At 67.8% G+C, this 25958-nt stretch carries 27 protein-coding genes, 1 tRNA gene and 1 pseudogene; 20 read left to right on the forward strand and 9 right to left on the reverse strand.

What is annotated here, in order from left to right:
* Positions 1–3: 3 nt before the first annotated feature.
* A complete protein-coding gene (locus tag KY497_RS03045; RefSeq protein ID WP_219869800.1) occupies positions 4–1065 on the reverse strand; it encodes a LacI family DNA-binding transcriptional regulator in 1062 nt (353 codons plus the stop codon).
* 60 nt (positions 1066–1125) lie between these two features.
* Between KY497_RS03045 and KY497_RS03050 the strand changes: the two genes are divergently transcribed.
* Complete coding sequence (locus KY497_RS03050) at positions 1126–2364, forward strand: MFS transporter (protein ID WP_218682995.1); 1239 nt, start codon at positions 1126–1128, stop codon at positions 2362–2364.
* A gap of 3 nt (positions 2365–2367) precedes the next feature.
* Here the strand turns inward: KY497_RS03050 and KY497_RS03055 are convergent, their stop codons facing one another.
* Positions 2368–3015, reverse strand: a complete 648-nt coding sequence (locus KY497_RS03055) for a response regulator transcription factor (protein WP_219869801.1) — start codon at positions 3013–3015, stop codon at positions 2368–2370.
* Positions 3012–4208: a sensor histidine kinase gene (locus tag KY497_RS03060; RefSeq protein WP_219869802.1), complete on the reverse strand. Its 1197-nt coding sequence runs from the start codon at positions 4206–4208 to the stop codon at positions 3012–3014. Before KY497_RS03060 ends, KY497_RS03055 begins: the two co-directional genes overlap by 4 nt.
* A 115-nt stretch (positions 4209–4323) precedes the next feature.
* Here KY497_RS03060 and KY497_RS03065 point away from each other — a divergent pair, with 115 nt between their 5' ends.
* Positions 4324–5199, forward strand: a complete 876-nt coding sequence (locus KY497_RS03065; protein WP_219869803.1) for a GAP family protein — start codon at positions 4324–4326, stop codon at positions 5197–5199.
* A gap of 57 nt (positions 5200–5256) precedes the next feature.
* Positions 5257–5952 carry an endonuclease NucS gene (gene nucS, locus KY497_RS03070; RefSeq protein WP_055871644.1) on the forward strand — a complete coding sequence of 232 codons (696 nt, stop codon included), beginning with the start codon at positions 5257–5259 and terminating at the stop codon, positions 5950–5952.
* Positions 5953–5963: 11 nt separating this feature from the next.
* Here nucS and KY497_RS03075 read toward each other — a convergent pair whose 3' ends face one another.
* Positions 5964–6389 (reverse strand): response regulator, encoded by a 426-nt coding sequence (locus tag KY497_RS03075; protein ID WP_219869804.1) that lies wholly within the window; start codon positions 6387–6389, stop codon positions 5964–5966.
* Positions 6390–6534: 145 nt separating this feature from the next.
* Here KY497_RS03075 and KY497_RS03080 point away from each other — a divergent pair, with 145 nt between their 5' ends.
* On the forward strand, positions 6535–7200 hold the full coding sequence (locus KY497_RS03080; RefSeq protein ID WP_055875546.1) for an HAD hydrolase-like protein: 666 nt from the start codon (positions 6535–6537) through the stop codon (positions 7198–7200).
* 134 nt (positions 7201–7334) lie between these two features.
* Here the strand turns inward: KY497_RS03080 and KY497_RS03085 are convergent, their stop codons facing one another.
* Positions 7335–7541, reverse strand: coding sequence for a cold-shock protein (locus tag KY497_RS03085; protein WP_017203899.1), 207 nt, complete (start codon positions 7539–7541; stop codon positions 7335–7337).
* A gap of 644 nt (positions 7542–8185) precedes the next feature.
* On the opposite strand from KY497_RS03085, the gene KY497_RS03090 reads away from it, so the two are divergent.
* The 3 genes from KY497_RS03090 (at position 8186) to KY497_RS03100 (ending at position 10300) form a co-directional block, all read left to right on the forward strand.
* Entirely contained in the window at positions 8186–8989 is an 804-nt protein-coding gene (locus KY497_RS03090) for a shikimate 5-dehydrogenase (RefSeq protein ID WP_219870291.1), read from the forward strand.
* 88 nt (positions 8990–9077) lie between these two features.
* Entirely contained in the window at positions 9078–9323 is a 246-nt protein-coding gene (locus KY497_RS03095; protein WP_055871634.1) for a hypothetical protein, read from the forward strand.
* A complete protein-coding gene (locus KY497_RS03100; protein ID WP_219869805.1) occupies positions 9320–10300 on the forward strand; it encodes an SRPBCC domain-containing protein in 981 nt (326 codons plus the stop codon). Before KY497_RS03095 ends, KY497_RS03100 begins: the two co-directional genes overlap by 4 nt.
* A 55-nt stretch (positions 10301–10355) precedes the next feature.
* On the opposite strand, the gene KY497_RS16590 is transcribed toward KY497_RS03100, so the two are convergent.
* Positions 10356–10490 (reverse strand): hypothetical protein, encoded by a 135-nt coding sequence (locus KY497_RS16590; protein WP_017829963.1) that lies wholly within the window; start codon positions 10488–10490, stop codon positions 10356–10358.
* Between the two features lie 255 nt (positions 10491–10745).
* On the opposite strand from KY497_RS16590, the gene KY497_RS03105 reads away from it, so the two are divergent.
* From KY497_RS03105 to KY497_RS03120, 4 genes and pseudogenes are all read left to right on the forward strand, one after another.
* A complete protein-coding gene (locus tag KY497_RS03105) occupies positions 10746–11897 on the forward strand; it encodes a calcium:proton antiporter (protein WP_219869806.1) in 1152 nt (383 codons plus the stop codon).
* Positions 11898–11951: 54 nt separating this feature from the next.
* On the forward strand, positions 11952–12455 hold the full coding sequence (locus KY497_RS03110; RefSeq protein WP_218682368.1) for a MarR family winged helix-turn-helix transcriptional regulator: 504 nt from the start codon (positions 11952–11954) through the stop codon (positions 12453–12455).
* Positions 12452–12993 (forward strand): annotated as a pseudogene (locus tag KY497_RS03115) (SDR family NAD(P)-dependent oxidoreductase). The gene KY497_RS03110 and the pseudogene KY497_RS03115 overlap by 4 nt, the downstream one beginning before the upstream one ends.
* Before the next feature lie 306 nt (positions 12994–13299).
* The gene (locus tag KY497_RS03120; RefSeq protein ID WP_141385595.1) at positions 13300–13560 is read left to right on the forward strand and encodes a hypothetical protein; all 261 of its coding nucleotides are present in this window, start codon (positions 13300–13302) and stop codon (positions 13558–13560) included.
* 30 nt (positions 13561–13590) lie between these two features.
* Here KY497_RS03120 and KY497_RS03125 read toward each other — a convergent pair whose 3' ends face one another.
* Positions 13591–14229, reverse strand: coding sequence for a hypothetical protein (locus tag KY497_RS03125; RefSeq protein WP_218682370.1), 639 nt, complete (start codon positions 14227–14229; stop codon positions 13591–13593).
* Between the two features lie 146 nt (positions 14230–14375).
* Here KY497_RS03125 and KY497_RS03130 point away from each other — a divergent pair, with 146 nt between their 5' ends.
* Positions 14376–15347 (forward strand): GNAT family N-acetyltransferase, encoded by a 972-nt coding sequence (locus KY497_RS03130; protein WP_219869807.1) that lies wholly within the window; start codon positions 14376–14378, stop codon positions 15345–15347.
* A gap of 82 nt (positions 15348–15429) precedes the next feature.
* On the opposite strand, the gene KY497_RS03135 is transcribed toward KY497_RS03130, so the two are convergent.
* Positions 15430–16203 (reverse strand): MMPL family transporter, encoded by a 774-nt coding sequence (locus KY497_RS03135; protein WP_258185836.1) that lies wholly within the window; start codon positions 16201–16203, stop codon positions 15430–15432.
* Between the two features lie 67 nt (positions 16204–16270).
* Between KY497_RS03135 and KY497_RS03140 the strand changes: the two genes are divergently transcribed.
* A complete protein-coding gene (locus tag KY497_RS03140; RefSeq protein ID WP_127481387.1) occupies positions 16271–16768 on the forward strand; it encodes a MarR family winged helix-turn-helix transcriptional regulator in 498 nt (165 codons plus the stop codon).
* A 91-nt stretch (positions 16769–16859) separates the two neighbouring features.
* Here KY497_RS03140 and KY497_RS03145 read toward each other — a convergent pair.
* A tRNA-Leu gene (locus KY497_RS03145) sits at positions 16860–16942 on the reverse strand.
* Between the two features lie 144 nt (positions 16943–17086).
* Here KY497_RS03145 and KY497_RS03150 point away from each other — a divergent pair.
* From KY497_RS03150 to pknB, 7 genes are all read left to right on the forward strand, one after another.
* Positions 17087–17812: a DUF3662 and FHA domain-containing protein gene (locus KY497_RS03150; protein WP_219869808.1), complete on the forward strand. Its 726-nt coding sequence runs from the start codon at positions 17087–17089 to the stop codon at positions 17810–17812.
* Positions 17809–18327 (forward strand): FHA domain-containing protein, encoded by a 519-nt coding sequence (locus KY497_RS03155; RefSeq protein WP_219869809.1) that lies wholly within the window; start codon positions 17809–17811, stop codon positions 18325–18327. Before KY497_RS03150 ends, KY497_RS03155 begins: the two co-directional genes overlap by 4 nt.
* Positions 18328–18334: 7 nt before the next feature.
* The gene (locus KY497_RS03160) at positions 18335–19636 is read left to right on the forward strand and encodes a PP2C family serine/threonine-protein phosphatase (protein WP_219869810.1); all 1302 of its coding nucleotides are present in this window, start codon (positions 18335–18337) and stop codon (positions 19634–19636) included.
* The gene (locus tag KY497_RS03165; protein ID WP_017829947.1) at positions 19633–21018 is read left to right on the forward strand and encodes an FtsW/RodA/SpoVE family cell cycle protein; all 1386 of its coding nucleotides are present in this window, start codon (positions 19633–19635) and stop codon (positions 21016–21018) included. The genes KY497_RS03160 and KY497_RS03165 overlap by 4 nt, the downstream gene beginning before the upstream one ends.
* Position 21019: 1 nt before the next feature.
* Positions 21020–22477 carry a penicillin-binding protein 2 gene (locus KY497_RS03170; RefSeq protein ID WP_219869811.1) on the forward strand — a complete coding sequence of 486 codons (1458 nt, stop codon included), beginning with the start codon at positions 21020–21022 and terminating at the stop codon, positions 22475–22477.
* Positions 22474–24207: a protein kinase gene (locus tag KY497_RS03175; RefSeq protein WP_258185837.1), complete on the forward strand. Its 1734-nt coding sequence runs from the start codon at positions 22474–22476 to the stop codon at positions 24205–24207. The genes KY497_RS03170 and KY497_RS03175 overlap by 4 nt, the downstream gene beginning before the upstream one ends.
* Before the next feature lie 111 nt (positions 24208–24318).
* The gene (gene pknB, locus KY497_RS03180; protein ID WP_235563371.1) at positions 24319–25941 is read left to right on the forward strand and encodes a Stk1 family PASTA domain-containing Ser/Thr kinase; all 1623 of its coding nucleotides are present in this window, start codon (positions 24319–24321) and stop codon (positions 25939–25941) included.
* Positions 25942–25958: the final 17 nt, after the last annotated feature.

Below are 25958 nucleotides of genomic sequence, written 5' to 3' on the forward strand. Positions count from 1 at the left end.
CGCTCAGCGGGGAACGGGGCCGGTCGTCGTGCCGGCGCGGAACACACACGTGAGGTGCTGCGTCATCCCGGGCTCACCGCCGAGCATGCGGGCGACCTGCTCCCCCGCCGCGCGGCCCTTCTCGACGGCCGGCTGCACGCTGGTGGTGAGGGTGAGACCGCCGAGTCCATCGACCTCGATGCCGTCGAAACCGGCCACGGAGAGATCTTCGGGCACGCGCAGCCCGAGTTCCTCCGCCGCGCGGATCACCCCCACGGCGAGCAGGTCGCTCTGTGCGAGCACGGCGGTCGGTCGAGTGGCGGGGTCCGTCAGGAGCATCCTGCCGACCAGCACCCCCTCGTCGATGAGGCTGCCGGATGCCGAGATCGCCGGGGCGTCGGGGAACACCTGGCGCATCCCCTCGAGTCGATGCACGGTGACGTCGACGGTGGCGTTCGCGATCCGCTCCGGGCTCACCGCGGCCCGCTCCCGCTCGCTGTCGAGCGGGAGCGTGACCAGGGCGACATCGCGGTGGCCGAGATCGTGAACGTGTCGCGCGACGTCGGCGGAGGCGGCGACGTTATCCAGGGTGATGCGCGGGATCTCCCCTCCGGCATCGCCTTCGATCACGACGACAGGCAGACCACGACCGACGACCACTTCGAGCGAGGCCTTCGTCCGCCCGGAGCAGCCGATCAGCACGAAGGCATCGACGGGTGCGTGCGTGATCGCGGCACCCTCCTCCCCCGGCTCGTCCCGCATCAGAAGGATGCCGGCGCTGAGGTCGGCGAGCCCGTCGGTGAGCCCGTCCATCATGGCCGTGGTCACCAGGTCGAGGAATGCGGCGCGCAGATGCCCTTCGAGAACGACGGCGACGATGCCGCTGCGTCCGCGGCGCAGGGATGCCGCGCGAGGATCCGGACCGGCGTAACCGAGGTCGGCAGCGGCGGCGAGCACACGCTCCCGTGTGGCAGCCGCCACGTTCGCCTTGCCGCTGAAGACGACCGAGGCGGTGGATGTCGCCACGCCCGCCTCGCGTGCGACGTCGGCGATCGTGGGCCGACGCGGCGTCTCCTGACTGCTCATACTTCGAGGATAGCTCCCTTCGCTTCCCTCGGGTCGAATCGATTCGATAGGCTGTCCGACATGGAAACAGCCCTCTCCCGTTCGCAGTTCGTGCGCTGGCGCGCCGCGATCTTCGCCATCTTCCTCGCGAGCGGCCTCTCGATCGCGACCTGGGCGTCACGCGTCCCCGGGATCAAAGAGGCGCTGGGTCTGGACAACGCGCAGGTCGGTCTCATCCTTCTCGGCATGGGCGTGTCGTCGATCGTCGGCATCTCGACGGGCCCGGCCGTGATGGCGCGCCTGGGTGCTCGACGCGGGATGCTGCTGACGATGCTGACGTTCGCGCTCGGCATCGTGCTCGTCGGTCTGGGCGCCAACGTCTTCGGTTCGGTCCCCGTCGTCCTCATCGGCATGGTGCTCTTCGGCTTCGGCAACGGATCGGTCGACGTCATGATGAACGTCGAGGCGACCGCGATCGAACAGCAGATGGGCCGGACGATCCTCCCGGTCTTCCATGCGTTCTTCAGCTTCGGCACGGTCATCGGCGCGGGGATCGGCGCCCTCGCGGCGCGGCTCACGATCGACGTCGCCACCCACGCCGCGATCATGGGCGCACTGATCGCCGTAATCGCCGTCGTCTGCTTCTTCCAGGTGCCTGTGCGCGAGGCCGCCCTCGACCCGGCGCCGCACGAGAAGCCGGCGTTCCGCGCACGCATGCACACCGCGCTCGAAGCCTGGCGCGAACCACGCACCTACCTGATCGGCGTGGTCATGCTCGGCATGTCGTTCGCCGAGGGCGGCGCCAACGACTGGATCGCCCTGGGCACAGAACAGGGTCACGGCTTCGCCGAGGGCACCGGCGCCGTCTCGCTCGCCGTGTTCTCGGTCGGCATGACCGTCGTGCGCCTGTTCGGCGGACCCCTCGTCGACCGGTTCGGACGCGTCCTGGTGCTGCGCGTTCTCGCGGTGGCGGCGGCCTCGGGCATCCTGCTGTTCATCCTCGCTCCCACCTTCCCGCTCGTGCTCGTCGGGGCGGCGCTCTGGGGTATCGGCGCATCGCTCGGCTTCCCTCTGGGAATGTCCGCCGCGGCGGACGATCCCGCTAAGGCGGCAGCCCGGGTGAGCGCTGCGGCCACGATCGGCTACATCGCGTTCCTCGGCGGACCGCCCGTCCTCGGAATCATCAGCGAGCACATCGGCCTGCTGAACACCCTGTTCATCCTGGTCGCTCTGGTCGTGACGTCCGGACTGTTCTCAGGTGCAGCGCGTCCGCTGCGCGAAGACGAGAAGATCCCGGTCACGACGGCGTCACAGGACTGACGTTCAGCCCTCGCGACCCCGCACGAGGGCTGCAGCGTGCGAGCGGCTGCGCGCTCCGAGTTTGGTGAGAACGTTCGAGACATGCGTCTTGACCGTGGGCACCGAGATGCGCAGCCTCGCGGCGAGCTGGGCGTTGGACCACCCCTGCAGTATCCCGTCGAGCACCTCCTGCTCCCTCACCGTCAGGTCGGAGAACTCCCCCCGACGCGAGACGGGCACCGACGGCATCGGACTCTGGGCGACCGCGGCGAGCGCGCGTCGGGTCACCCGCGGATCCAGCGCGCCCTCCCCCGCCGCGACCGCGCGCACGGCCTGTGCGAGAGCGGGAGCGTCGACCGTCTTCAGCAGGAAGCCCACCGCGCCGGCACGGATCGCTCCGAACACGAGGTCGTCCTCGTCGAAGCTCGTCAGGACCAGGACATCGCCGAGACCGCGCTCGACGATCTCCCGGGTCGCCGAGATCCCGTCTCGCCCCGGCATCCGCAGGTCCATGAGGACGACGTCGGGACGCAGCGCCGCGGCATTGCGCACAGCGACGTCGCCGTCGGCGGCCTCCCCGACCACGGTGATCCCCTGCGCCTCGAGCATGATGCGCAGCCCCGCCCTGATCGCTCCGTGATCATCCGCCAGCAGCACAGTCGGAGCCGTCATGCCGTCGCCTCCCTCGGGATCCGGGCGTGGACCGACCATCCGCCGGCGACCGGACCCGCTGCGAAGACACCACCCAGTGCGCCGACGCGTTCCCGCAGCATCTGCAGCCCCCAGCCCTCGTCGCCGTGGGCGGCTGCACGGCTGGCGACGCCACCACGCGAGCGCACCTCCACCCGCACCTCGGCGCTGCTCCCACGGATCCCGACCTCGACGTCGGCACCGCTCGCATGGCGGACACAGTTGTTCAGCGCCTCCCGCACGATGCGGATGACGGCTTGTTCGCGTGCCGCTCCGAGATCGTCGACGTCATCGACGACCAGGCGCACCACCAGCCCTCCACGTTCCGCCTCCTGCACGATTGCCCCGAGATCCGCCCACCGCGGCGTGGGGGCGAGGGTGCCGTCGCCTCGCCGAAGCACCGAGATCATGGATCGCAGCGCCCCATGGGCATCGAGCCCCGCATCACGCACGGCCTGCAGGGCTTCTCGGTCCGCCGTGCGGTCGGGCACGGTCGACAGTGCGGCCTCGGCCCGGATCGCCATCGCCATCACGTGACCTGCGACCACGTCGTGCAGCTCCCTCGCCATCGTCTCGCGCTCCCGCTGCACCGCCTCGGCGCGGTCACGCTCGGCGACGGCAGCCGCGGCCTCCGCACGCTGGCGGTGCAGCTCGGCGAGCTCGTGCGCCTGGGAGACGGCCACCGCCCACCAGTAGTCGGTACCGAAGATCGCACCGAACTGGACCCCGATGAGTAAGGCCGCGGCGAGCGACACATCGGTGAAGAGCCAGGCGGCGAGGAACAGCACGGCCGTCGACAGCGCCAGCGCGATGAGCAGCACCCGTCGCCCCTGCGGCCCCGCGAGGAAAGACGCCGTCCACAGCACGTCCAGGAGCACCACCAGGGTGCCGATGCCCCCGACGGTGAGCAGATCGACAACGAACAGGAGCGTGACGAGCACGAGAACCGTCACGGGCAGGCGCCTCTTGACGAGGGCGAGGGCGCAGGCGGGCAGGGCGAGCGCCAGCGACCACCACGGGGAGACGGCTTCCTGGAGGATCGAGAACGGACCCCAGATCCCGCGGAACCCGAACCAGGCCATGACGACCGACAGGAGCGCCATCCCCAACGGGTCCGCCCACCAGCGGTGCCGACGGTACCAGGCGCCGAATCCGCCTTCGACCTGCTCGTGCATGCCCTCATGCAATCACGGTGCGCGCCACCGCGCATCCGACGAAGGGATGAGGAGGTCGGAGGGAACGGTACTTTCGCCCGATCCGCCGCGGCCCCGGCTCGGCGAGCGTGGAGACATGGAACTCTTCGGCGGACTGCCGCTCCCCTTCTCTCACGCTCTCCTGGCGCTGATCGACGGGCTGAGCGTCGGCACACTCCTCATCCCCGTCTTCCTGCTCCTGCATCCGGGGCGGGTGCACGCCCGACGCATCCTGCTGTACCTGGGGACGATCGCCGCGTTCTACCTGCTCGTCGGCCTCCTGTTCCTCTGGGGGTTGGTGAACCTCGTCGACGTCGCGTCCGACTTCCTGGCCTCGCCCGCCGGACTGATCATCCGCCTCCTCGTGGGCGGAGCGCTCCTCATCACCGCCTTCGTGATGCCGACCGGTGACAAGAGTGCCGCAGCGGCCTCCCTGTCCGCCTCGCTGCCCGCCTCCGCGTCGGTCCTGCCGGGAACGGACCTGCCGACCGCACACGAGGCGAGCGGATCGTCGATCACGACCCCGCCTCCTGCGCCAGCCGCAGTGGCGGAGCCTCGGGCGCGCGCCGGTCGCATCACCCGGTGGCGGGAGCGACTGCTCGACCCCCGCACCCGCGGCACCGCGGTGATGGCCGTGGCTGTCGCGGCAGTGCTAGTCGAGGTCGCCACCATGCTTCCCTACATCGTCGCGATGACGATGCTCGCGGATGCCGGAATCGACACCCCGCTGCGCGTGCTCTCGCTCGTCGGCTACTGCGCGCTGATGATCCTGCCCGCTGTCGTGCTGCTCGTCCTCCGCCTGGTCGCCGCCCCGCTGGTGCAAAGGCCGCTCGAACGATTCGCCGCCTGGATGGAGCGCACCGGCGCCGAGAACACCGCATGGATCATCGGCATCATCGGATTCCTCATCGCGCGCTCCGCCGCCACCGAGCTCGGGCTCTTCCAGGCGATCGGATCCTTCCTCGACCGATGACCGCCGCGCCCGCGGAGTGCGACCGCGGCGCACCCCCCGACGAAGTAGGCTCGACGGGTGCGTCTCGTCATCGCCCGCTGCTCGGTCGACTACACCGGTCGGCTCAATGCCCATCTCCCGCTTGCCACGCGTCTGCTCGTGCACAAGGGAGACGGGAGTCTGCTCGTGCACTCCGACGGCGGCAGCTACAAGCCGCTCAACTGGATGAGCCCGCCGTGTTCGCTCTCGAGCGAAGAGCCGGGCGAGGAAGAGGCCAGCGCCGGCGTGGTCGAAGTCTGGCGCGTCACGCACAAGAAGACCGGCGATGCGCTGCGTGTGCAGATCTACGAAATCATCCACGACACCTCGCACGAGTTGGGCATCGATCCCGGGCTCCAGAAAGACGGCGTGGAGGCCGACCTGCAGCGACTTCTCGCCGAGCAGGTCGAGCGCATCTCCGAGGGCGCCACGCTCGTGCGCCGCGAATACCCGACGGCCATCGGCCCCGTCGACCTTCTGGTGCGCGATGCCGACGGCGCCGCGATCGCGGTCGAGATCAAGCGACGCGGCGACATCGACGGCGTGGAGCAGCTGACCCGCTATCTCGAACTTCTGGGTCGCGACCCGCACCTCTCCCCCGTGCAGGGTGTGTTCGCCGCGCAGGAGATCAAGCCGCAGGCACGCGTGCTCGCTGAGGACCGCGGGATCCGCTGCCTGGTGCTCGACTACGACGACATGAAGGGCATCGAGTCGGGCATCCCCCGCCTGTTCTGAGGCGTCGCCCGTCAGCGCGCGGCGATGAGCCGGGGTGTCGGGCCCTCAAGGCGCGCGATCGCGATCTTCACCTCGACGATCTCTTGCTCGATACGGTCGAACCGCGCATCGAGCTTCGCGTCCTGCGCTTCAAACCGCGCACCGAGCTTCGCGTCCTGCGCTTCAAACCGCGAATCGAGCTTCGCGTCCTGCGCTTCAAACCGCGCATCGAACTTCGCGTCCTGCGCTTCAAACCGCGCATCGAACTTCGCGTCCTGCGCTTCAAACCGCGCATCGAACTTCGCGTCCTGCGTTTCGAACCGCGAATCGAACGTCGCCACCACCTCCGCGAATCCCGCGTCCATCCGGTTGATCATCCAACCGAAACCGCTGATGATCGCCACCAGTAGCGTCACTGCTGTCGCCAGCATCGTGATGACTTCCACCGACACGTACATGCCCCCTATTCTCGCCCGCGAATCCACCGTTGTCACGACCTTATATGTGGACACTAGGCGTTCACATGAGGCGTGCAGAAGTGACTCAGTTGCACACCTGTGCAGGAAGAGCGGCCATCGCCGTCCCGGCCCATAGGCTGGAGAGATGCCTCACTCCCCCTACTCCTGCGTGCTGTGGGACGTCGACGGCACCATCGTCGACGCGTCCGTCGGCATCCTTCGCCGGCTGAATGTCGCGCTCACCCACTTCGGGCGTCCGGCACCGACACGCGAGGAACTGGTGCACTGGATCGGCCCGCCCATGTTCCAGTCCTTCCAGGACCAGGCGGGCATGACGCCGGAGCAGTCCGCCGAGGCGGTCGCCTTCTACCGCACGCTCGGCAAGGCCGACGGCTACACGACCGACGCCGCGACCTACCCCGGCGTGGTGGACCTCATCAACGAACTGCACGCTACGGGAGTGCCGCAGGCGACAGCCAGCTCGAAGCCCGAGAACCAGGTCGACGCACTGGTCGACCACTTCGGACTCCGGCCCGCATTCCTGACGACCGTCGGGGCGACGCCCGACGAGTCGACCCTCGCCTCGAAGACCGACATCGTCGCCGAAGCTCTTCGTCGGCTGCGCGAGCACGGCGCCGACACCTCACGCCCCGTCCTCATCGGCGATCGGCACCACGATGTCGAGGGTGGCAACGCCAACGACGTCCCGGTGATCTTCGTCGAGTGGGGCTTCAGCGACGCCCACGAGGGTGACGAGGCCGCGTTCCGGGTGGCCTCCGTGGCCGAACTCCGCTCTCTGCTGCTGACCTGACCGGCGCGCTGGTGCGCGACCTGCAGACCACACGCCACGTGCAGGGAGCCGAATCGGACCCGGAAAGCACAGAACTCCCCGCCGGATGACGCATCGGGACGCGATCCGGTGGGGAGTTCTGTGTCTCGCCCGTCTCAGACGGGGCGAATGTTCTCTGCCTGCAGGCCCTTCGGGCCCTGCGCCACATCGAACTCGACTCGCTGGTTCTCTTCGAGAGACCGGTAGCCGGATGACTGGATGGCGGAGTAGTGCGCGAAGACGTCAGCGCCTCCGTCGTCGGGGGAGATGAAGCCGAAGCCCTTCTCCGAGTTGAACCACTTAACCGTGCCCTGGGTGCTCATGTACTGCCTGTTCTGCTGGTGAAGAAGCCGACGCAGGGATGCCCCGACATCGCTAACGCTAGTGGAGGAGGCCCCGAGCGGAATAGCACCTGCAAGAAGGTAATCCAAATGTTGCACGAGCGGCACGCGGCCGTCATCCGGCGCGTTCGGAGGCGCACGGCCCAGAAGGCGCCCAGAAAATGGTGTGGCCCTCACCGCGGGGGGAGCGATGAGGGCCGAAGACGACCGGAGGGTGCGTCAGAGACAGCTTAGCTCCTTTTCGACGTCCTTGTCCCCCTTTTGGGGGACAAATCTGAACTTCGTCGCGAGGGCGAACGATAGCGGCCCCCTCGAGTAGCCCATTGGGGACTGAACTACTCGAGAGGGCCCAATCGCACGCACAGATCGTCTGCCCCTGGGGTGGGCCGCCGCCTCGTGGGGAGAGACGTAGACGATCAATCCCCTCGTGCATGCACCTTCACCATAGGGGAGGAAGCGCCGTCCCGCCATCGAATTTCACCCGGGCTAGACCGGCGCGGTCGGGACTTGACCCTGAGGGGTCCGCGGGTCTCGTCCAGGTGTGTCACGGATGGTCGCGTCGGCGACATCGCACGCGACGACCGGCTCGCGAGTAGCCTGATCCGGTGACTCTGCTCAACAAGGACATGACGCTGTGCATCTCGCTTTCGGCACGGCCGAGCAACAACGGCACGCGCTTCCACAACCACCTCTACGAGGCGCTCGGGCTGAACTGGATCTACAAGGCCTTCGCCCCCACTGACCTCTCCCAGGCGATCGCAGGCGTGCGCGGACTCGGCATCCGCGGATGCGCGATCTCGATGCCTTACAAGGAGGACGTCATCGCCCTCGTCGACCGGATGGACCCCTCGGCGAGCGCGATCGACTCCGTCAACACCATCGTCAACGATGACGGCGTGCTCACCGCACACAACACCGACTACTCCGCGATCGCGCAGCTTATCGAACGTGATCGCCTCGATCCCGCGGCCTCGGTGCTGCTGCGCGGGTCGGGGGGAATGGCGAAGGCCACTGCCGCCGCGTTCCGCGACGCCGGATTCACGCGCGTGACGATCGTCGCCAGGAACGAGCGGAACGGCCGCATGCTCGCCGACCTCTACGGCTTCTCCTGGGTGGCCGAAGTCGGAGACGCCACCGCAGACATCCTCGTCAACGTCACTCCGATCGGCATGGCCGGTGGCGCGGAGGAGCCCACGCTCGCGTTCTCGGAAGACGCGATCGCCGCGGCATCCGTGGTGTTCGATGTCGTGGCTCTTCCTGCGGAGACACCGTTGATCGCCGCCGCGCGCTCCGCAGGCACCCCCGTGATCACGGGGGCCGAGGTCGCGACGTTGCAGGCGCTGGAGCAGTTCGTGCTGTACACCGGCATCCGGCCGTCGGCGGAGCAGGTGCGCGAGGCCGAGGAGTTCATGCGCGCCGGGAACGCGTGATCGGAGCGTTCTGATCGCGGAGACCTCGTCTGACGAACGCGTAGCAACGTAAGTTGACAGCGCCTCGTTAGCAACGTAGGTTGACGACATGGAATCCCTCGATGTCGCACAGATCGCCGCGGACACGACCGACCCGCGTGCGGGCCTGCGTGCGGTGGCATCGCTGCGCACGCTCGCGGACGCACTCGAATTGCGCCAGGTCGAAGCCGCACTGCGGTCCGGCATGAGCTGGCAGGCGATCGCCGATGCCCTGGGCGTCACCCGCCAGGCAGTGCACAAGAAGCACGCGAAGCGGATCGATCCGACCATCGCCGTTCCCCGGAGGAGCTCATGAGCAGATTCACCCACGCCGCCGCCACGATGCACACCCTGTCGCTGGCCGCCATGGAGGAGGCTTCACGCTTCGGAGTGCGCGACGCCGACATCGATCATCTGCTCCTCGCCCTGACCATCGACCCCGACACGGGAGGGCAGATCCTGCGCGGCATGGGCGCCGGTCTCGATGCGGCCCGCGCGGCGGTCGCGGCACAGCATGCAGCTCAACTCGAGCTCGTGGGCATCGCCTCAGACACCGACGGTCTCGGTCGCATCGTCTTCCACGAGACCTCGGGATACGAGTGGACGGAACGGGCGCTCACTGTCCTGAAGGAAGCATCGAGCGGGGATCGGCACGGCGACTCCGCTGCGGTGCTGCGCACCCTCATCGACGAACCGAGCGGTCTCATCCAGGAGATCCTGCGACGAATCGACGTCGACCCGGAGATCCTCAGCGCTCGCCTGGATGAAGTGCAGCGACTGCGACTGGTGCCGCTGCAGGCGCCCGACACGCACACGCTGTCCGGCACGCGCTCCCTCTTCGCCCCGGCTTCGCGAGAAGACGTCTGGGCTCTGCTGTCATCCGCCGGCCGGATTCCCGAGTGGGATCCGGCTGTGGGCACCATCCATGCCGACCACGACACGACCGGGCCGTGGGAGGCGGAGTCCACGACAGAAGCCCCGGACGGCAGACCCGTGCGCGTGAAGGAGGAGTTCCGGCGACAGCGCGTCGAGCTGGTGGAGTGCGAGAAGCCCGCCCTCATCCGGTGGCGCTTCTCCTACCCGGACGCCGTCCGATCGAATCCGAGGCTCGTCGACTTCGAACTCGAACATGCCGCTGGTGGAACGCAGATCCGCGCGACCCTCACGTGGGAGGCAACGCAACGCCGTGGTGGCCGGCGCCTGGTGCGCGCCCTCCTGAAGCCGCTCCACCGTCTCCTCGTCTTCATGCAGCTCGCGCAGATCGAGAGTGGGATCACCCGCGTCTTCCGTTGACCCTGCGCCCCCATGGCGGGCGCACCACGCGGATGCGCCCGCCGGACGAATCCGATCAGCCCTTCGCGCCCTTGCGAGGCTTGATGAACTCGGCCGGGGCGTTCTTCTCGCGCTTCGCAGCTCGCTTCTCCTTGAGCGAGAGCTGCGGCGCCTTCTTGCTGTCGCGACCCTGGATGGACTTTCCGGACATGGTTACTCGCTTCCCCTTCGGTGGCTGGCGTAACCTCCGACCATAGCCCGGAACCAGGGGAAGTCAAATTTCCTTTTGACCGGGAAAAACACACACCGCTCAGTGCTCGTGGCTTTCATGCCGTTTTCGGAATGTTCCCGCCGCAACACCACAGCGCCGACGCGGTTTACTACCGTGGGGCGGGAAACGACGACGGAGGACGACCTCCGACGGTGAGGCAGATCGGGGACGGCCCCACCTCGAAGGAGTCCGGCGATGTCACGCACGGAGCTTAAGCAGTTGATCGGCGTCACCGATATCGTCCGCGTCGCATTGGGGTGGGGCGCTTTCGCTGCCCTCCTCCTCTTCCGCCCGGTTCTGGAGCCCCCTGTGCCCGTGCCGGTACTCGTGATCGCGCTCGGGGCGATCATCGTCGTGATCCTCGTCTGCGCGTTCGGTGTCGTCAAACAGGCCGAGGCTCTCGCCCACAGGCTCGGCGACCCGTACGGCTCACTCGTGCTGACCCTGTCTATCGTGCTGATCGAGGTCATCCTCATCTCCGCGGTCATGCTCGGTCCTGGTGAGCACGCGACCATCGCCCGCGACTCGGTCATGGCCGTCGCGATGATCATCCTCAATCTCGTCATCGGGCTCGCACTCCTCCTCGGCGGACTCCGCCACCGCGGCATGGCGCACAACCGCACCGGCACGTCGGCGTATCTGTCGATGCTGGTGGTGCTGGTCGCGCTCGCGTTCGGCCTCCCCGCTCTGATCGGAACGGACGGCTCGTACACGACGGCGCAGGAGATCCCGATCATCGTGCTCACCCTCGTGCTGTACGCCTTCTTCCTCTACCGGCAGATGGGCGCGCAGGCGAGCGACTTCACCGAGGTCGATCCGCGTCTTCTCCAGACGGTGGAGGACCAGGAGAAGGGCGAGGCCAGCGGCGGGATCCGCCAGGTGCTGTCCGCGCACCGCACGGAGGTCGTCTTGCGCCTCGCGCTACTGGTGGTCACCGTGATCCCCATCGTGCTGCTGTCGCACGACATGGCGGCGCTGCTCGACGACGGGCTGGGCCGCCTCGGCGCCCCGGTCGCCCTCGCCGGTGTGCTCATCGCGGGCATCGTGTTCCTTCCGGAGTCGATCGCTGCGGTGCGCGCCGCGCTCGGCGGTGAGGCCCAGCGCGTGAGCAACCTCTGTCATGGCGCGCTGGTGTCGACCGTGGGCCTGACCATCCCGGCGGTGCTGATCATCGGCATGTTCACCGGCCAGACCGTCGTGCTCGCGGAATCGCCGGCGAATCTGCTGATGCTCGGCGTCACGCTGCTGCTGTCGGTGACGACCTTCGCCGCGAAGAGGGTGACCGCGATGCACGGCGCTGCACACCTCGTGACGTTCGCGGTCTACCTGGTGGTCCTCTTCAGCTGAGCGCGGCCCATCCCGACAGTTGCCGCACGCAACTGAACTTATATCCTTAGTGTCATGGCGGTCGATGACGAGATCGAAGACATCCGCGAGGCGCTGGTTCGCGTGGTCGCGGAGTGGACGCAGGGCGAGTTGCAGACGCAGGTGGCCGCGAGCGTCGGAGGTTCCCTCGACGCCATCGAGGTACGAGCCCTGTACGTGGTCGGCATGCACGGCGGCTCCCTCGGGTTCAGTCGACTGGCCGACCGAGCGGCGATGTCACGCCCGACGACGTCGAAGCTGGTGTCGCGCATGTCGGCGTGGGGGCTCTTCGATCGCGTACGAACGGGGCGGACGGTCGAGGTGCGCTTGACGGATGCGGGCCGAGACGCTTACGCCCGCCTCGTCGCCTCCGGGCAGCAGATGGTCGGCGGCGCGCTCACCGGCTGGTCCGCGCACGAGATCACCCAGTTCCAGGCCCATCTCAGCCGCTTCGTCGCCGCCCTTCCCGAATCGACATCCAGGGCCACCACATCCCCGTCGTCATCCGACCACGTCCCATCACCCCAGGAGGAAACATGACCCGCACCTACGTCGTCACCGGCGCCGCATCCGGCATCGGTGCCGCGACCGCCGAACTGCTTCGCGCCCAGGGACACACCGTGATCGGGGTCGACCTGGGCGGAGTGGAGGTCGCGGGTGATCTTTCGACACCCGCCGGTCGGACCGCTGCGGCGGACGCCGTGCTCGCCGCCGCCGACGGCGGCATCGATGCGATCATCGCCTGCGCCGGAATCGCCGCGCCGATCGCCAAGACCATGGCCATCAACTACTTCGGCGTGACAGAGTTCCTCACCGCGCTGCTGCCGAAGCTGAGCCTGGCAGACCAGCCACGGGCCGCCGTGGTGCCAGCCCGGAGGGTCTGGCGCAGGTCGACGCCGCCGTGCCGATGCCGCTGAACTACCACCAGCCGGCATCCTCGATCGCCGAGTTGCTGGTGTGGCTGACGAGCCCGGCCAACACCCACATGGCCGGCCAGACCATCTACTGCGACGGCGGCGCCGACGCGGTGCTGCGCGGTGACGACATCTGGTCCTGGAACGACGCCCCGCGCGACTGACCCGCCACGCCACGCGACGAAAAGGTCCGATCCCGCTGCGGACCGGGCCTTTTCAGCATCCTCCTCTTGTCCCGTCATCTCCTTATTTTTAGCGACTCAAAATAAGGTATATTCTCGAAGAGAACCGGACGACCACATCCCCTTCTTCCCACCGGCATCCGGCCTCACTGGGGAACGGTCTGGCCGCCGGACAGCGCGTCGTCCATCGGGGGCAGCATCGCCACCCCGGGTGTGTTCGGCGTGCCCGCGCACAGGACCGAGTGCACCCGCATTCAGGGGCACCCGAAGACAGGAGAGGAATCGCTGATGGAGGAGAACCGAAACGACTGGAAGCCCAACCCGGTGTTCAGCTCGATGCCGCATTCAATGGGCCGCGGCTCCCGCGAAGACATCGTCTGGGAGGCGCTGGACCGGGTAAACGGCAAGCCGGCACCCACGATGGACGCCATGCGGGCCGCGATGGGGAACGAAGCACAGATCCGCATCGTCCACGACACGATCCGCGCCTACCTCGAAGCGCACGGGCTCCGCGACACCAGCGAGCTGGGTGTGCGCACCTCGCCCTGAGCGGATTACGAGCGGGTGCCGTGAGGACGGTCATCCTCCGAACACGGCCACCGAGCCCGCCCGTGCGCGAGCAGCCCTGAGCGCAACGGCACCCAGCGCCCCGGTGGCGAGGATGCACGTCAGGATCAGCACATTGGAGACGAGGATCATCGCGTTCTGGTCGGAGACACTGCCCGACATCATCGCGACCTCCATCAACGACCCCAGCACCACGGCGGCGAGCGCGATCGCAGGGATGAACCGCCACGGCTTCGCCAGCGAACTGCGGAGCACCCCGGCGACGATCGCACCGCACAGCCCCAACTTCACGAGGGCGTTCACGTAGACCGGCGCCGCCGAGGTGAAGTCGAACGAAACCATCAGAAGTGGCGGCCCCACAGGGAGCCAGACCGCGAGGAGGAACAGGGCGACGATCCCCCCTCTGGAAAGTCGAAGAGTGCCATCGCGGCGCGCAGCTCCGATACCAGCGGCGACCAGCGCGAGGCTGAAGGCCAAGGTCGATGCGGTCGAGATGATCGCGAGGGCATCGACGTCGAGCGTCCCGGGAAGACTGCGGAACGCGGCCAACAGGGCCGCCGTGATGAACAGCGCTCCGGATGCCAGCCACCACGTCGACCACCGTGATGACGCGCCCTCGACCGCGATCACCGGGAGATCAGGTCCGCTCATCTCTCACCCTTTCGTCGCTCAGGGGCACATCCCGCATCCACCATCTCAGACACCGCCCTGCCGCACGAGAGGGGAGAACGGCTCGGCGGTATGGCAAACTGGATCGTGCATCTGTCCGTCTGCGAACACCGAGAGCGTCGTGACCTTTGAGCAACATCCGGATCAGGGATGTCGATCCTCGCGACGTCGCAGAGCTTCTGCGGTGGAACGGCATCCTCCGAGACGGCTACTCGGCCGGGCGGCAGAAGGTGTGGTCCCGCAGCGACGAGGCGACGCGCCTGCAGTTCCAGAGCCCGCATCCGACTCGCCGCTCAGTGCTGCTGCTCGCGGAGATCGACGAGGTGCCGGTCGGGGCGGCCGAAGCGCACGTGCATCCTGGCGAACCTGCCGACGTCGAGATCGCGGTTCTCGACGCCTTCCGCCACCGCGGCGTCGCCCGTGCACTGGTCCACGCAATCCGCAACGCGCTGCGCGGCACCGCCACGATGATGCGCACCGAGACGTACTCCGATGCCGGGGTCTCGTTCGCACGCTCCGAGGGGCTCCAGGTGGGCGTCCGCGAGAGTCGCCAGGTGGTCGATCTCCCGGTCTCCACGAAGACACTCGACCGGCTCCCGACTGCACTCGCAGACGTCGACATCGTCTCCTGGGTGGGCGCGTGTCCGGATGAGCTGCTCGATGACTGGGCGAGGCTTCGCGCTCACATGTCGGAGGACGTGCCGATGGGCGACCTGACACGGACCCCCGCGCCCGCCGACGTCGCGGCCGTTCGCCGGAACGAGGAGCGCATGTCCGAACAGGGGTATGCCCTGGTGCGGAGCGTGGCGCGCGCGGACGGGGAGGCCGTGGGGTACACCGAGATCCTGCTGTCACGGCCGGATCCGAAGATCGTCCTTCAGGACGACACCTTCGTCGCGCAACGGGTTCGTGGTCGTGGGATCGGCCGCGCGTTGAAGGTCGCCAACCTCCGTCGTCTCATGAGCCTCCCGGAGAGCTCGGACTCGCGGTTTCTGCAGACCTACACGGCCCTGACGAACGCGCCGATGCTCGCCCTCAACAGATCGGTCGGATTCGAAGAGGTCGATGTGCTCACCATCCTCGAGGGCCCGCTGGGCTGACGATCTCGCCGGTTCAGGACGCACTCACCTCACGACGCGGGTGTTCCGGCTCGTCAGCGGGTTGCCGTCTGTACCGACCGGCTCAGTCGCAGCCACGGTCGCACCGGCGGCATCGACCAGGACCGAATGAGACGAGTACGGAGAGAATGCCCGTGATCGACGCATCGAGCTGGATGCCGACGGCGCTGGCGACCTGTCGGGCGACGATTCCCGCGAGTGCGTCGGCCAGGCCGATGACGACGAGGGGGACGATCCACAGCCATGGACTGCGGTAGGTGATGAGCAGCAGAACGGCGACGACGATGACGGTGGTGAGGAGAAGGGTGAAGTCCGCCCCGTCGAACACGGCGGCGATGTCGACCTCGAAGCCTTCAGCGCCCGTGAGATAGACGCGAACTCCCTCCAGATCCGCCGCGGCGATGTCGCGGATCTCCTGCGCGCGCGCAGTCTGCTCCGCGACGTCGGGCTCCGGCTCGAGAGGCACCACCACGAGGGCGACCGTTCCGTCGTCGGAGACCTGAGCGGGCGGTACGGCGCCGTGGAGGGCGAGCGCGGCAAGATCGCCGAATGCCTTCTGATCGATGAGGGAGAGCGTTTTCTCGTCGAGCACGCCGGCTTCGGAGGCGAAGACCAGCAGCGCCGAGGTCGCGTCGGCGCTGGGGAACTCTTCGAGCAACTGATCGACCTTGACGGATTCGGCGGAAGAGGGCAGGCCGACGGACGGGGCCGTCTCGGACTCCTCGCTGCCGGCGAGGGCGAACAGCGCGGTTGCGGCGAGCGCCGTGATCACGAGAATGATCCACGATGTCTTCGCCGACGTCAGGAACCGTGTGAGCGCGCCCATGAAAAGTTCCAACCTTGGATAGTAGTTCGATCATCGAACTATATGACTATCGAAAGATAGTAGCGATATCGTGGAGGTCATGCAATCGAGCGGGGTGCCACCTTTCGACGCCGACGGGGCGGACTTCATCCCTGCCCGTCCGGCGACGGCCCTGCTTCGGGACTTCATCGAACTCAGCGAACTCTTCGAGTCCTCCCTCGCGGATGAACTCGGGGTCAACCCCACCGATCTGCAGGTGATGGAGCACCTGCTCATGAGCGGTCCTCTGGCCCCGACCGAGCTCGCGCGGAGAGTGGGGCTCTCTGCGGGCGCGACCACCACGTCCGTCGACCGCCTCGTCGCGCTCGACCACGTCTCCCGAGAACCCCACCCGAACGACCGCCGAGGAATCCTCGTAGCTCCGCGGCGCGCGTCGCGTGACAAGGCGATGGGTCGCCTGATCCCGATGATCATGGGGATCGACGCCGAACTGGACGCCTTCACGCCGGCCGAACAAGACGTGATCACCCGCTACCTGCGGCAGGTCAGCGAGTCTCTGCGGCGGCACGCCCATTCGGGATCATCGGACTCCGAATGAAGGGCGCCGAAGCCGCAGGGTGGCCCCGCTCGATCGGCGTTTCCGGAAAAGCGAAGGGCCCGATCCATGGACCGGGCCCTTCATCTCGCTGTGCGCGAGGGGGGACTTGAACCCCCACGTCCTTACGGACACTGGCACCTGAAGCCAGCGCGTCTACCATTCCGCCACTCGCGCGAGTGTCTCGTTCCGAAGAACTCAACTTCCCAAAGATATCATGCGTTTTCGGCCTCGTTGCACATGCCTGGAGGGCCATCGGCGGCGTTCCCCCAGGACACCTGGCTACGATGTGTCTACCAGTCGGCATGCCAGAGGAGCCCAGTGGGACTACTTGACAGCTTTGAGAAGGGTCTCGAACGCGCAGTTAACAGCGCGTTCGCCAAGACCTTCCGTAGCGGCATCCAGCCTGTGGAGATCGCTTCGGCGCTGCGGCGTGAAGCCGACACGAAAGCCGCGGTCGTGAGCCGCGACCGCATCATCGCGCCCAACAGCTTCGTGGTGCGTCTGAGCGCCGACGATGCGGAGCGGATGCGCGGGCTCGGCGGCGCTCTCACGGACGAGCTGCACGCTCTTCTGACAACGCACGCCACGTCGCAGGGCTACAGCTTCGCGGGCCCGCTCTCGATCAGCCTCGAAGCCGACGAGAAGGTCGCCACCGGCACGGTGCGCGTGAGCTCGGGCACCGTCGAGGGCCGCGTCAGCTGGCAGGCCGTGGTCGACGTCGACGGTCGTCGCCACTCCATCTCCCGCGCCCGCACCGTGATCGGTCGAGGCTCGGATGCCGACATCACGATCGCTGACGCGGGGTCGAGCCGCAAGCACGTCGAGATCCTGTGGGACGGCGAGCGCGCCATGATGCGCGACCTCGGTTCCACCAACGGCACGAAGGTCAACGGGCAGAAGCTGCGCGAAGCCGCCCTCCCGACAGACACGACGATCACGATCGGACGCACCGACCTGGTGTTCCGCATCGTCCCCGTAGCCGCACCCTCGCGTCCTGCGGCCAGGGGCGATGACGCCACCCGAGCGTTCGGAGCCCTCGGTTGAGTGAACTGATCCTTCTTCTCCTGCGCATCGGGTTCCTCCTCCTGATGTGGTTCTTCGTGTTCGGTGTCGTGTACTCGCTGCGCGCCGACCTCTTCGGTGTGCGAGTGCGCAAGCTCCCCGTCGGGGCGACGGCAGGGGCACCTGCGGCGGCGGGTGCACCCGCGGCCCCCGTTTCGAAGCCGGCATCCGCCCGCCCGTCGACCGGACCGGCGACGGTCGCGACCGCCAAGCGCCTCGTGATCACCTCAGGCCCCAAGGCGGGCCTCGAGCTGCCGCTCAGCGCCGACTCCCTCACGATCGGCCGCTCCAGTGAGTCCGCTCTCGTGATCCGTGACGACTACACGTCCAGTCACCACGCGCGCCTGATGCTGCGCGGCGACAGCTGGGCGATCCAGGACCTCGACTCCACCAACGGCACCTTCGTCGCGGGCCAGCGCGTCTCCGGCTCGCCCGTCGCCCTCTCGCTCGGCACGCCCATCAAGGTGGGCGCCACGACCTTCGAGCTGCGAGCCTGACGCCAGCATGGTTTTCGAAGGCTCGAGCGTCGCGATCTCCCACACCGGGAAGGTCCGCTCCAACAACCAGGATTCCGGTTACTCCGGAGCGAACCTCTTCGTCGTCGCCGACGGCATGGGCGGCCACGCCGGTGGTGACGTCGCCTCGAGCATCGCGATCCAGCGTCTGGAGCCCCTCGACCAGCCGTATGCGTCGACGGAAGACGCGCAAGCCTCACTGCAGGCCGCGGCCACCACGGCAGCGGGCGACCTCATCCGTGCCGCGAAGGATCGACCGGAGCTCGCCGGTCTCGGAACCACCGTCAGCGCGATCATCATGGTCGACGAGTACGCGGTCATCGGCCACATCGGCGACTCGCGCATCTACCTCTACCGCGACGACGCGCTGACGCAGATCACCACCGACCACACCTTCGTGCAGCGCCTGGTCGACTCGGGCCGCATCACCCCGGAAGAGGCGCGCTACCACCCCCGCCGCTCCGTGCTCATGCGCGTGCTCAGCGACATGGACTCCGACCCCGAGCTCGACATGTTCGTCATGCACACGCAACCCGGCGACCGCTGGCTGCTCTGCTCCGACGGACTCTCCGGCGTGGTCGATGAACCCCACATCCTCAAAGCCATGCAGCTCGGCCTCGCTCCGGGACGCACCGCCGACAACCTCCTCAAGCAGGCGCTCGACGGCGGAGCGCCCGACAACGTCACGATCGTCCTGGTCGACGTCGGCGGTCAGCACCCGATCCACTCGGGCACGCCCACGATCGTGGGCTCGGCCTCGAACCCCGACGGCGTGTACGTGCCCCCGGTGCGCCCTCCCCGCGGCAACTGGCTGCACCCGGTGCGCCAGGCCGCGAACGAGCCGAGCCACTTCGAGCCGGCCCCCGAGTACCTCGAGGAGCTCATCGAAGAGGATCGTCGTCGTGCCAAGCGCCGTCGATTCGGTTGGATCGCCGGTGCTCTCGTGGTGATCGCGATGCTGGGAGTGACCGCCTTCGCCGCGTACAGCTGGACCCAGACGCGCTACTTCATCGGCGCCGACGAGGACAGCGTGGTGATCTTCCAGGGCGTGCAGCAGAACATCGGACCGATCACGCTGTCGACCCCGATCCAGGACACCGACATCCTCCTTGCGAACCTGCCGCCGTACCAGCGGGCATCGGTCGAGCGCACGATCACCGCGCGCTCCCTCTCCGACGCGATGGCGATCGTGGACCGGCTCAAAGCGGGTGCCGACGCGAACACGATCGAGACCCCGCTGCCCACGCCCATGCCGACACCTGTCGACACCCCCGAAGGCGGTGAGGGATGAGCACCGACGTCGCGGCCGACACCAGTGTCATCAAGGCCCTCAAGCGCATCCGGATGCCGCAGAACCAGCGCAACCGCGAGTTCTGGCTGCTGCTGTTCGCGTGCGCGATCAGCGGCGCCGCCCTGACGCTCGTGCAGCTGGGCGCACTCGGCGTGATCGACCCGATGATCCTGGCGATCGGTGGCGGCCTCGCCGCTCTCGCCTTCGCCCTGCACATCGTGCTGCGCTTCGTCGCGTCCGACGCCGACCCGTTCGTCGTGCCCATCGCGACCCTGCTCACCGGCCTCGGCATCGCGATGATCTATCGGATCGACATCGCCTTCAAGAACACCGGCTGGAACGCCTACTCGACCAAGCAGCTCGCGTGGACCGCGATCTCGCTCGCGGGTGCGATCGCGGTGGTCATCCTGCTGCGCAACTACCGCATCCTGTTCCGGTACACCTACATCTTCGGCCTCGCCGGAATCCTGCTCCTGCTGCTGCCGTTCGTGCCCGGCCTGCGCATCCCGGACGCGAACGCGGCGGTCTGGGTGTCGCTCGGCGGCGCGTTCGCCTTCCAGCCGGGTGAGCTCGCCAAGATCTGCCTGGCCATCTTCTTCGCCGGCTATCTGGTGCGCACCCGCGAGAGCCTGACCTCCGTCGGCAAGCGCGTGATGGGCATCACCTGGCCCCGCATGCGCGAGCTCGGCCCCGTGCTCGTCGTCTGGCTCATCTCGCTGGGGATCATCGTGTTCCAGCGCGACCTCGGCACGGGAACGCTGATCTTCGGCATGTTCGTCGCGATGCTCTACGTCGCGACAGGCAAGACCAGCTGGGTGCTCATCGGCCTCGCCCTCGTGGTCGCCGGTGTCGCCCTCGCGACGCAGATCCTCAGCTATGTGCAGGGCCGCTTCATCAACTGGCTGTTCCTGTTCGATGCCGATCAGGTCGACCCCGACGGCGCCGGGTACCAGCCCATGCAGGGGCTCTTCGGGCTTGCCCGCGGTGGACTCATGGGCACCGGCTGGGGCCAGGGCCGCCCGGAGGTCACGCCTCTGGCCCACAGCGACTACATCATCACCAGCCTCGGCGAAGAGCTCGGACTGATCGGACTGTTCGCGATCCTCTGCCTGTACATGGTGTTCGTCAGCCGCGGCATGCGCATCGGCCTCGCGGGACAGGACGACTTCGGCAAGCTGCTAGCCACCGGGCTCTCGTTCACGATCGCGCTGCAGGTGTTCATCATGGTCGGCGGTGTCACGCGCCTCATCCCGCTGACCGGTCTGACCACACCGTTCCTCGCGGCGGGCGGCTCCTCCCTCGTGGCCAACTGGCTCATCGTGGCGCTGCTGCTGCGCATCTCCGACGGGGTGCGCCGTCAGCCCAGGGTGGTGATCGGCTGACATGACCAAGGAACTCCGCCGTCTCAGCATCATCATGCTGTTCATGTTCATCGCCCTCTTCGCCGCGACCAGCTGGATCCAGGTCGTCGAGGCGGATGCGCTGGCCCAGAACAGCAACAACAAGCGCACCCGGCTCGACAGCTACGAGATCCAGCGCGGGTCGATCATCGTCGACGGTGTCGCTATCGCCAGCTCGGTGCCCAGTGACGACCGGTACCAGTTCCAGCGCGTCTACACCGATGCCCCGATGTGGGAGCCGGTGACCGGGTACTTCAACCCGGCTCTGGGCTCGAGCACCGGCATCGAGAAGGCCATGAACGCCGAGCTCTCCGGCACCGGCTCGAACGCGTTCCTCGGCGAGGTCGAGCGCATCCTCTCCGGCCAGCCGCAGCGCGGCTACAGCGTGGAGCTCTCCCTGAACACCGCGGCGCAGCGGGCTGCCTACGAGGCCCTCGACGGGCTCAAGGGCGCCGTCGTCGCGATGGACCCGAAGACGGGACGCATCCTTGCGATGGTCTCGACCCCGGGTTTCGACGCCAACCTGATGGCGACGCACGACGCGGATGCGGCGAACGCGACGTACGACCAGCTGGTCGCCGATGCGAACAAACCGCTGTCCAACCGGGCGATCGCGGGAGATCTGAACCCTCCCGGTTCGACGTTCAAGGTCGTCGTCGCGGCCGCTGCCTACGCGACAGGCAACTGGACTCCCGACTCGACGCTGCCGAACCCGATCTCCTACACCCTGCCCGGTTCGACGAACCGCGTCTCCAACGCCTGGGGCGGCACCTGCGGCCCCGGCGAGACGGTCACCATCGCCGAGGCGATCAGGCTCAGCTGCAACATCCCGATGGCCGAGCTCGCCGTGGAGCTCGGCGACGACACCATCCGCGAGATGGCGGACAAGCTCGGGTTCAACCAGACGTTCGACACGCCGTTGACCTCGACGGCCTCGAGCTACCCGCGCGCCCTCGATGACGCCCAGACCGCGCTGACCGGATTCGGCCAGGGCAAGGTCACCGCGACCCCGCTGCAGATGGCCATGGTCTCTGCCGGACTCGCGAACGACGGCGTCGTGATGAACCCGCGCATGGTCGACGCCGTGATCGGGAACGACCTCTCCGTCATCAAGGCGTTCCAGGACAGCGAGTTCGGACGAGCGATGGAGGCCGACGTGGCGAACAACGTGACCGCGGCCATGGTCGCGAGCGTCGCTACGGGCGCGGCCCAGGGTGCAAGAATAGACGGGATCGACGTGGCCGGTAAGACGGGCACCGCAGAGAACGGAAACAGGCCGCACACGTTGTGGTTCACCGGCTTCGCGCCGGCGAACGACCCCGCGGTCGCAGTAGCGGTCGTCGTCGAAGACGGCGGCGGCGGACAGGGACAATCAGGTAGCGGCGACACCATCGCCGCTCCGATTGCGAAGAAGGTCATAGAGGCGGTGCTGGGCAGATGAGGCCGACGCAGGGTGTGTCGTTCGGTGGTCGTTACGAGCTGCAGTCGCGTATCGCGATCGGTGGCATGGGCGAGGTGTGGGAAGCGACGGATCACGTCATCGGACGTACCGTCGCCATCAAGATCCTCAAGGACGAGTACATGGGGGACCCCGGGTTCCTCGAGCGTTTCCGGGCCGAGGCCCGTCACGCCGCTCTCGTCAACCATGAGGGCATCGCCAGCGTGTTCGACTACGGCGAGGAGAACGGCAGCGCCTACCTCGTGATGGAGCTGGTGCCCGGCGAGGCGCTCTCGACCGTGCTCGAGCGCGACGGCGCGCTGAGCGCCGACAAGACGCTCGACATCGTGGCCCAGACGGCTTCCGCTCTGCAGGCGGCTCACGCCGCCGGCCTCGTGCACCGCGATATCAAGCCGGGCAACCTGCTGATCACGCCCGACGGCCGCGTCAAGATCACCGACTTCGGTATCGCCCGCATCGCCGACCAGGTGCCGCTCACCGCGACCGGTCAGGTCATGGGCACCGTGCAGTACCTCTCGCCCGAACAGGCATCAGGACACCCGGCATCGCCCGCGACCGACACCTACTCGCTGGGCATCGTCGCGTACGAGTGTCTGGCAGGCAAGCGTCCGTTCACCGGCGAGTCGCAGGTGGCGATCGCGATGGCGCAGATCAACGAGCAGCCGCCACCCCTGCCCCCCACCGTTCCGATCCCGGTGCAGAACCTGGTCATGGCCATGATCGCCAAGAAGCCCAGTGACCGTCCGTCGTCATCGGCGACGGTGGCACGCGCGGCCCAGGCCCTGCGTCGCGGAGATCTGAACTCGGCGGCCATCGCCGTTCCCGCCATCGCGACCGGCGGCATCGCCGGCGGCGACGACGCGACCAGGCTTCTGAACGCTTCTGGCGACGACGGCACCACGCGCATCCTCCCCACCACCGCTCAGCTGCCCACCGAGGACGCTGCGGAAGAGGAGAAGAAGAAGAAGCGCAGCCCGTGGACCTGGCCGCTGATCGCCCTGATCGCGTTGCTGGTCATCGTGCTCGGCGGAACGGTGTGGGCGATGCTGGCGAACCAGGGCAACGGCGACGACAAGCCCTCGGCCTCGCCCAGCGCGTCGGCATCCCGCACCCCGACGCCGACGCCGACTCCGACACCCGTGGTGACCCGCGTCGATGTGACCGCGCTGAACCTGAACGGCAAGGACTGCGGGGCGGCCACCGCCGCGCTGACCGAAGCAGGCTTCAACAGCGAGATCACCTGCGTCGACGGCGACCAGGCGCCCACCGATGCCGAGGTCGGCACGGTTTACCGCGTCGCGCCTTCCGGCAACGTCGAGACCACCCAGCCGATCACCCTGACGGTCTACGCCGCTCGCGCCGGTCTGCCGACGCCGAGCGATGCCCCGACCATCACCGGTGACCCCGTCGCCGGCTCCACGGTGACGATCTCCTGGGGCACCGGCTTCACCTGCCCCAGCGGCACGACCCTCTCCGGCTACGTCGTCTCGGTGCAGAACGGCTCGTTCGTTTCGGGCGGACCGAACTTCCAGCCGACCCAGCGCAACACGCAGGTGAAGATCGCCGACGCCGAGGGGCAGCAGCTCATCGTCACCTACCAGGGCATGTGCTCCGGCGGCGACCAGCGCACCTCGGCCGCCTCTCCGCCGCTCTCGGTCACGATCACCGCGGCAGCGAATCCCGGCGATGGGGACACCGGCACCGACGGGTAACCTGTAGTTCAGTTTCAGCAAGAGTAGTTTCCAGGGGGGTCATCCGTGTCCACAGAGCCACGAGTCATCGCGGGCCGGTACCGCGTCGACGAGCTCATCGGGCATGGCGGAATGGCGAAGGTGTACCGCGGGTATGACCTGACGCTCGGGCGCGAGGTCGCGATCAAGGTCCTCGACCCCGAACTGGCGCGTGACACCGCCTTCCGCAACCGATTCAGGCTCGAGGCGCAGGCTGCGTCGCGCATGTCGCATCCGTCGATCGTCCGCGTCTTCGACGCCGGCGACCCGTCGACGAGTGAGATCGGCTCCGACGAGCCGCCGTACATCGTCATGGAGCTCGTCAAGGGCACCCTGCTCAAGGACATCATCTCCGCCGGCCCCGTGCCGGTGGCCGACGCGGTGCGCTACGTCGACGGCATCCTCGAGGCGCTCGACTACTCGCATCGTGCCGGTGTCGTGCACCGCGACATCAAGCCGGGCAACGTGATGGTGACCGACAAGGGTCAGGTCAAGGTGATGGACTTCGGGATCGCCCGAGCCGTCTCCGACTCGTCGTCGACCGTGGCGGAGACCACCCAGATCATCGGGACCGCCGCCTACTTCTCGCCGGAGCAGGCGAAGGGCGAGCCCGTCGACGCTCGAGCCGACCTCTACTCCACCGGTGTCGTCCTGTACGAGTTGCTGACGGGCCGCCAGCCCTTCCGCGGCGAGTCACCGGTGGCCGTCGCCTACCAGCACGTCAGCGAGACACCCGTTCCTCCGACCGAGGTGAACGAGGAAGCTCCCCGCACCCTCGACCCGATCGTGCTCCGCGCGCTCGCGAAGGACCCGTACCAGCGATACCCGGATGCCGCGCACTTCCGCGCGGCCTTGGATTCCGCCATGACGGGAAACGCTCCGACCCGTAAGGAACTCGGAGCGCTGACCAGCGAGCTCTACGGCGCGAGCCCGCGGCAGGCGCAGGAGACCGCGCGGTCGCTGCGTCAGCTCAGCACCGACACGACCATGACCAGAACCCAGTCCGGTCCGCCGGTCGCGTGGATCTGGGCGGGCGTGGCTCTGCTCGCCGTGCTGCTGGCCTCCGTGCTGTTCTGGGTCGTCACGATCAGCATGCGGCCCCCTGAGGTGTCGAGCAGCTCACGGATCATCCCGAACCTCGTCAACGTCTCCTCGGAACGCGCGCAGGACGACCTCGCAGGGCTCGACCTCTCGTCGAAGATCGTGATCGAGACGAGCTCCGAGGTCGCCGAAGGCAACGTGATCCGCACCGACCCCGAAGCGGGCGTGTCGGTGGAGGAGGGATCCACGGTCACGTTGTACGTCTCCGCGGGCGAAGAGACCGTGGTCATGCCCAAGATCGAGGGCATGGCGCTCAGCGATGCCACGAACGCGCTGAAGGCGGCAGGGCTCGAGCTCGGCACCGTCATCCAACGCAACGACAAGGCCTTGGCGGCGAACACCGTCATCTCCGCCAGTGAGAAGGCCGAGACCGAACTGGATCCGGGAACCGTCATCAACCTGGTCGTGGCCAGCGGCAAGGTGACGCTGACCGACCTCGTCGGCTGGACCGTCGATGCCGCCACGACCAACCTCGGCGATCTCGGTCTGGTCGCCGTGCCGGCAGAGACGGCGGAGTGCCCGGCCACGCAGCCGGCGACCGTCCACTCGATGTCGGTGGCTCCGGGTGACGTTCCCGTCGGCTCGTCGGTGCAGATCTTCTTCTGCACCGGATAGCGGTCGCAGGTCGGGGA

Source organism: Microbacterium sp. PAMC22086 (assembly GCF_019443525.1).
GTDB lineage: Bacteria > Actinomycetota > Actinomycetes > Actinomycetales > Microbacteriaceae > Microbacterium > Microbacterium maritypicum.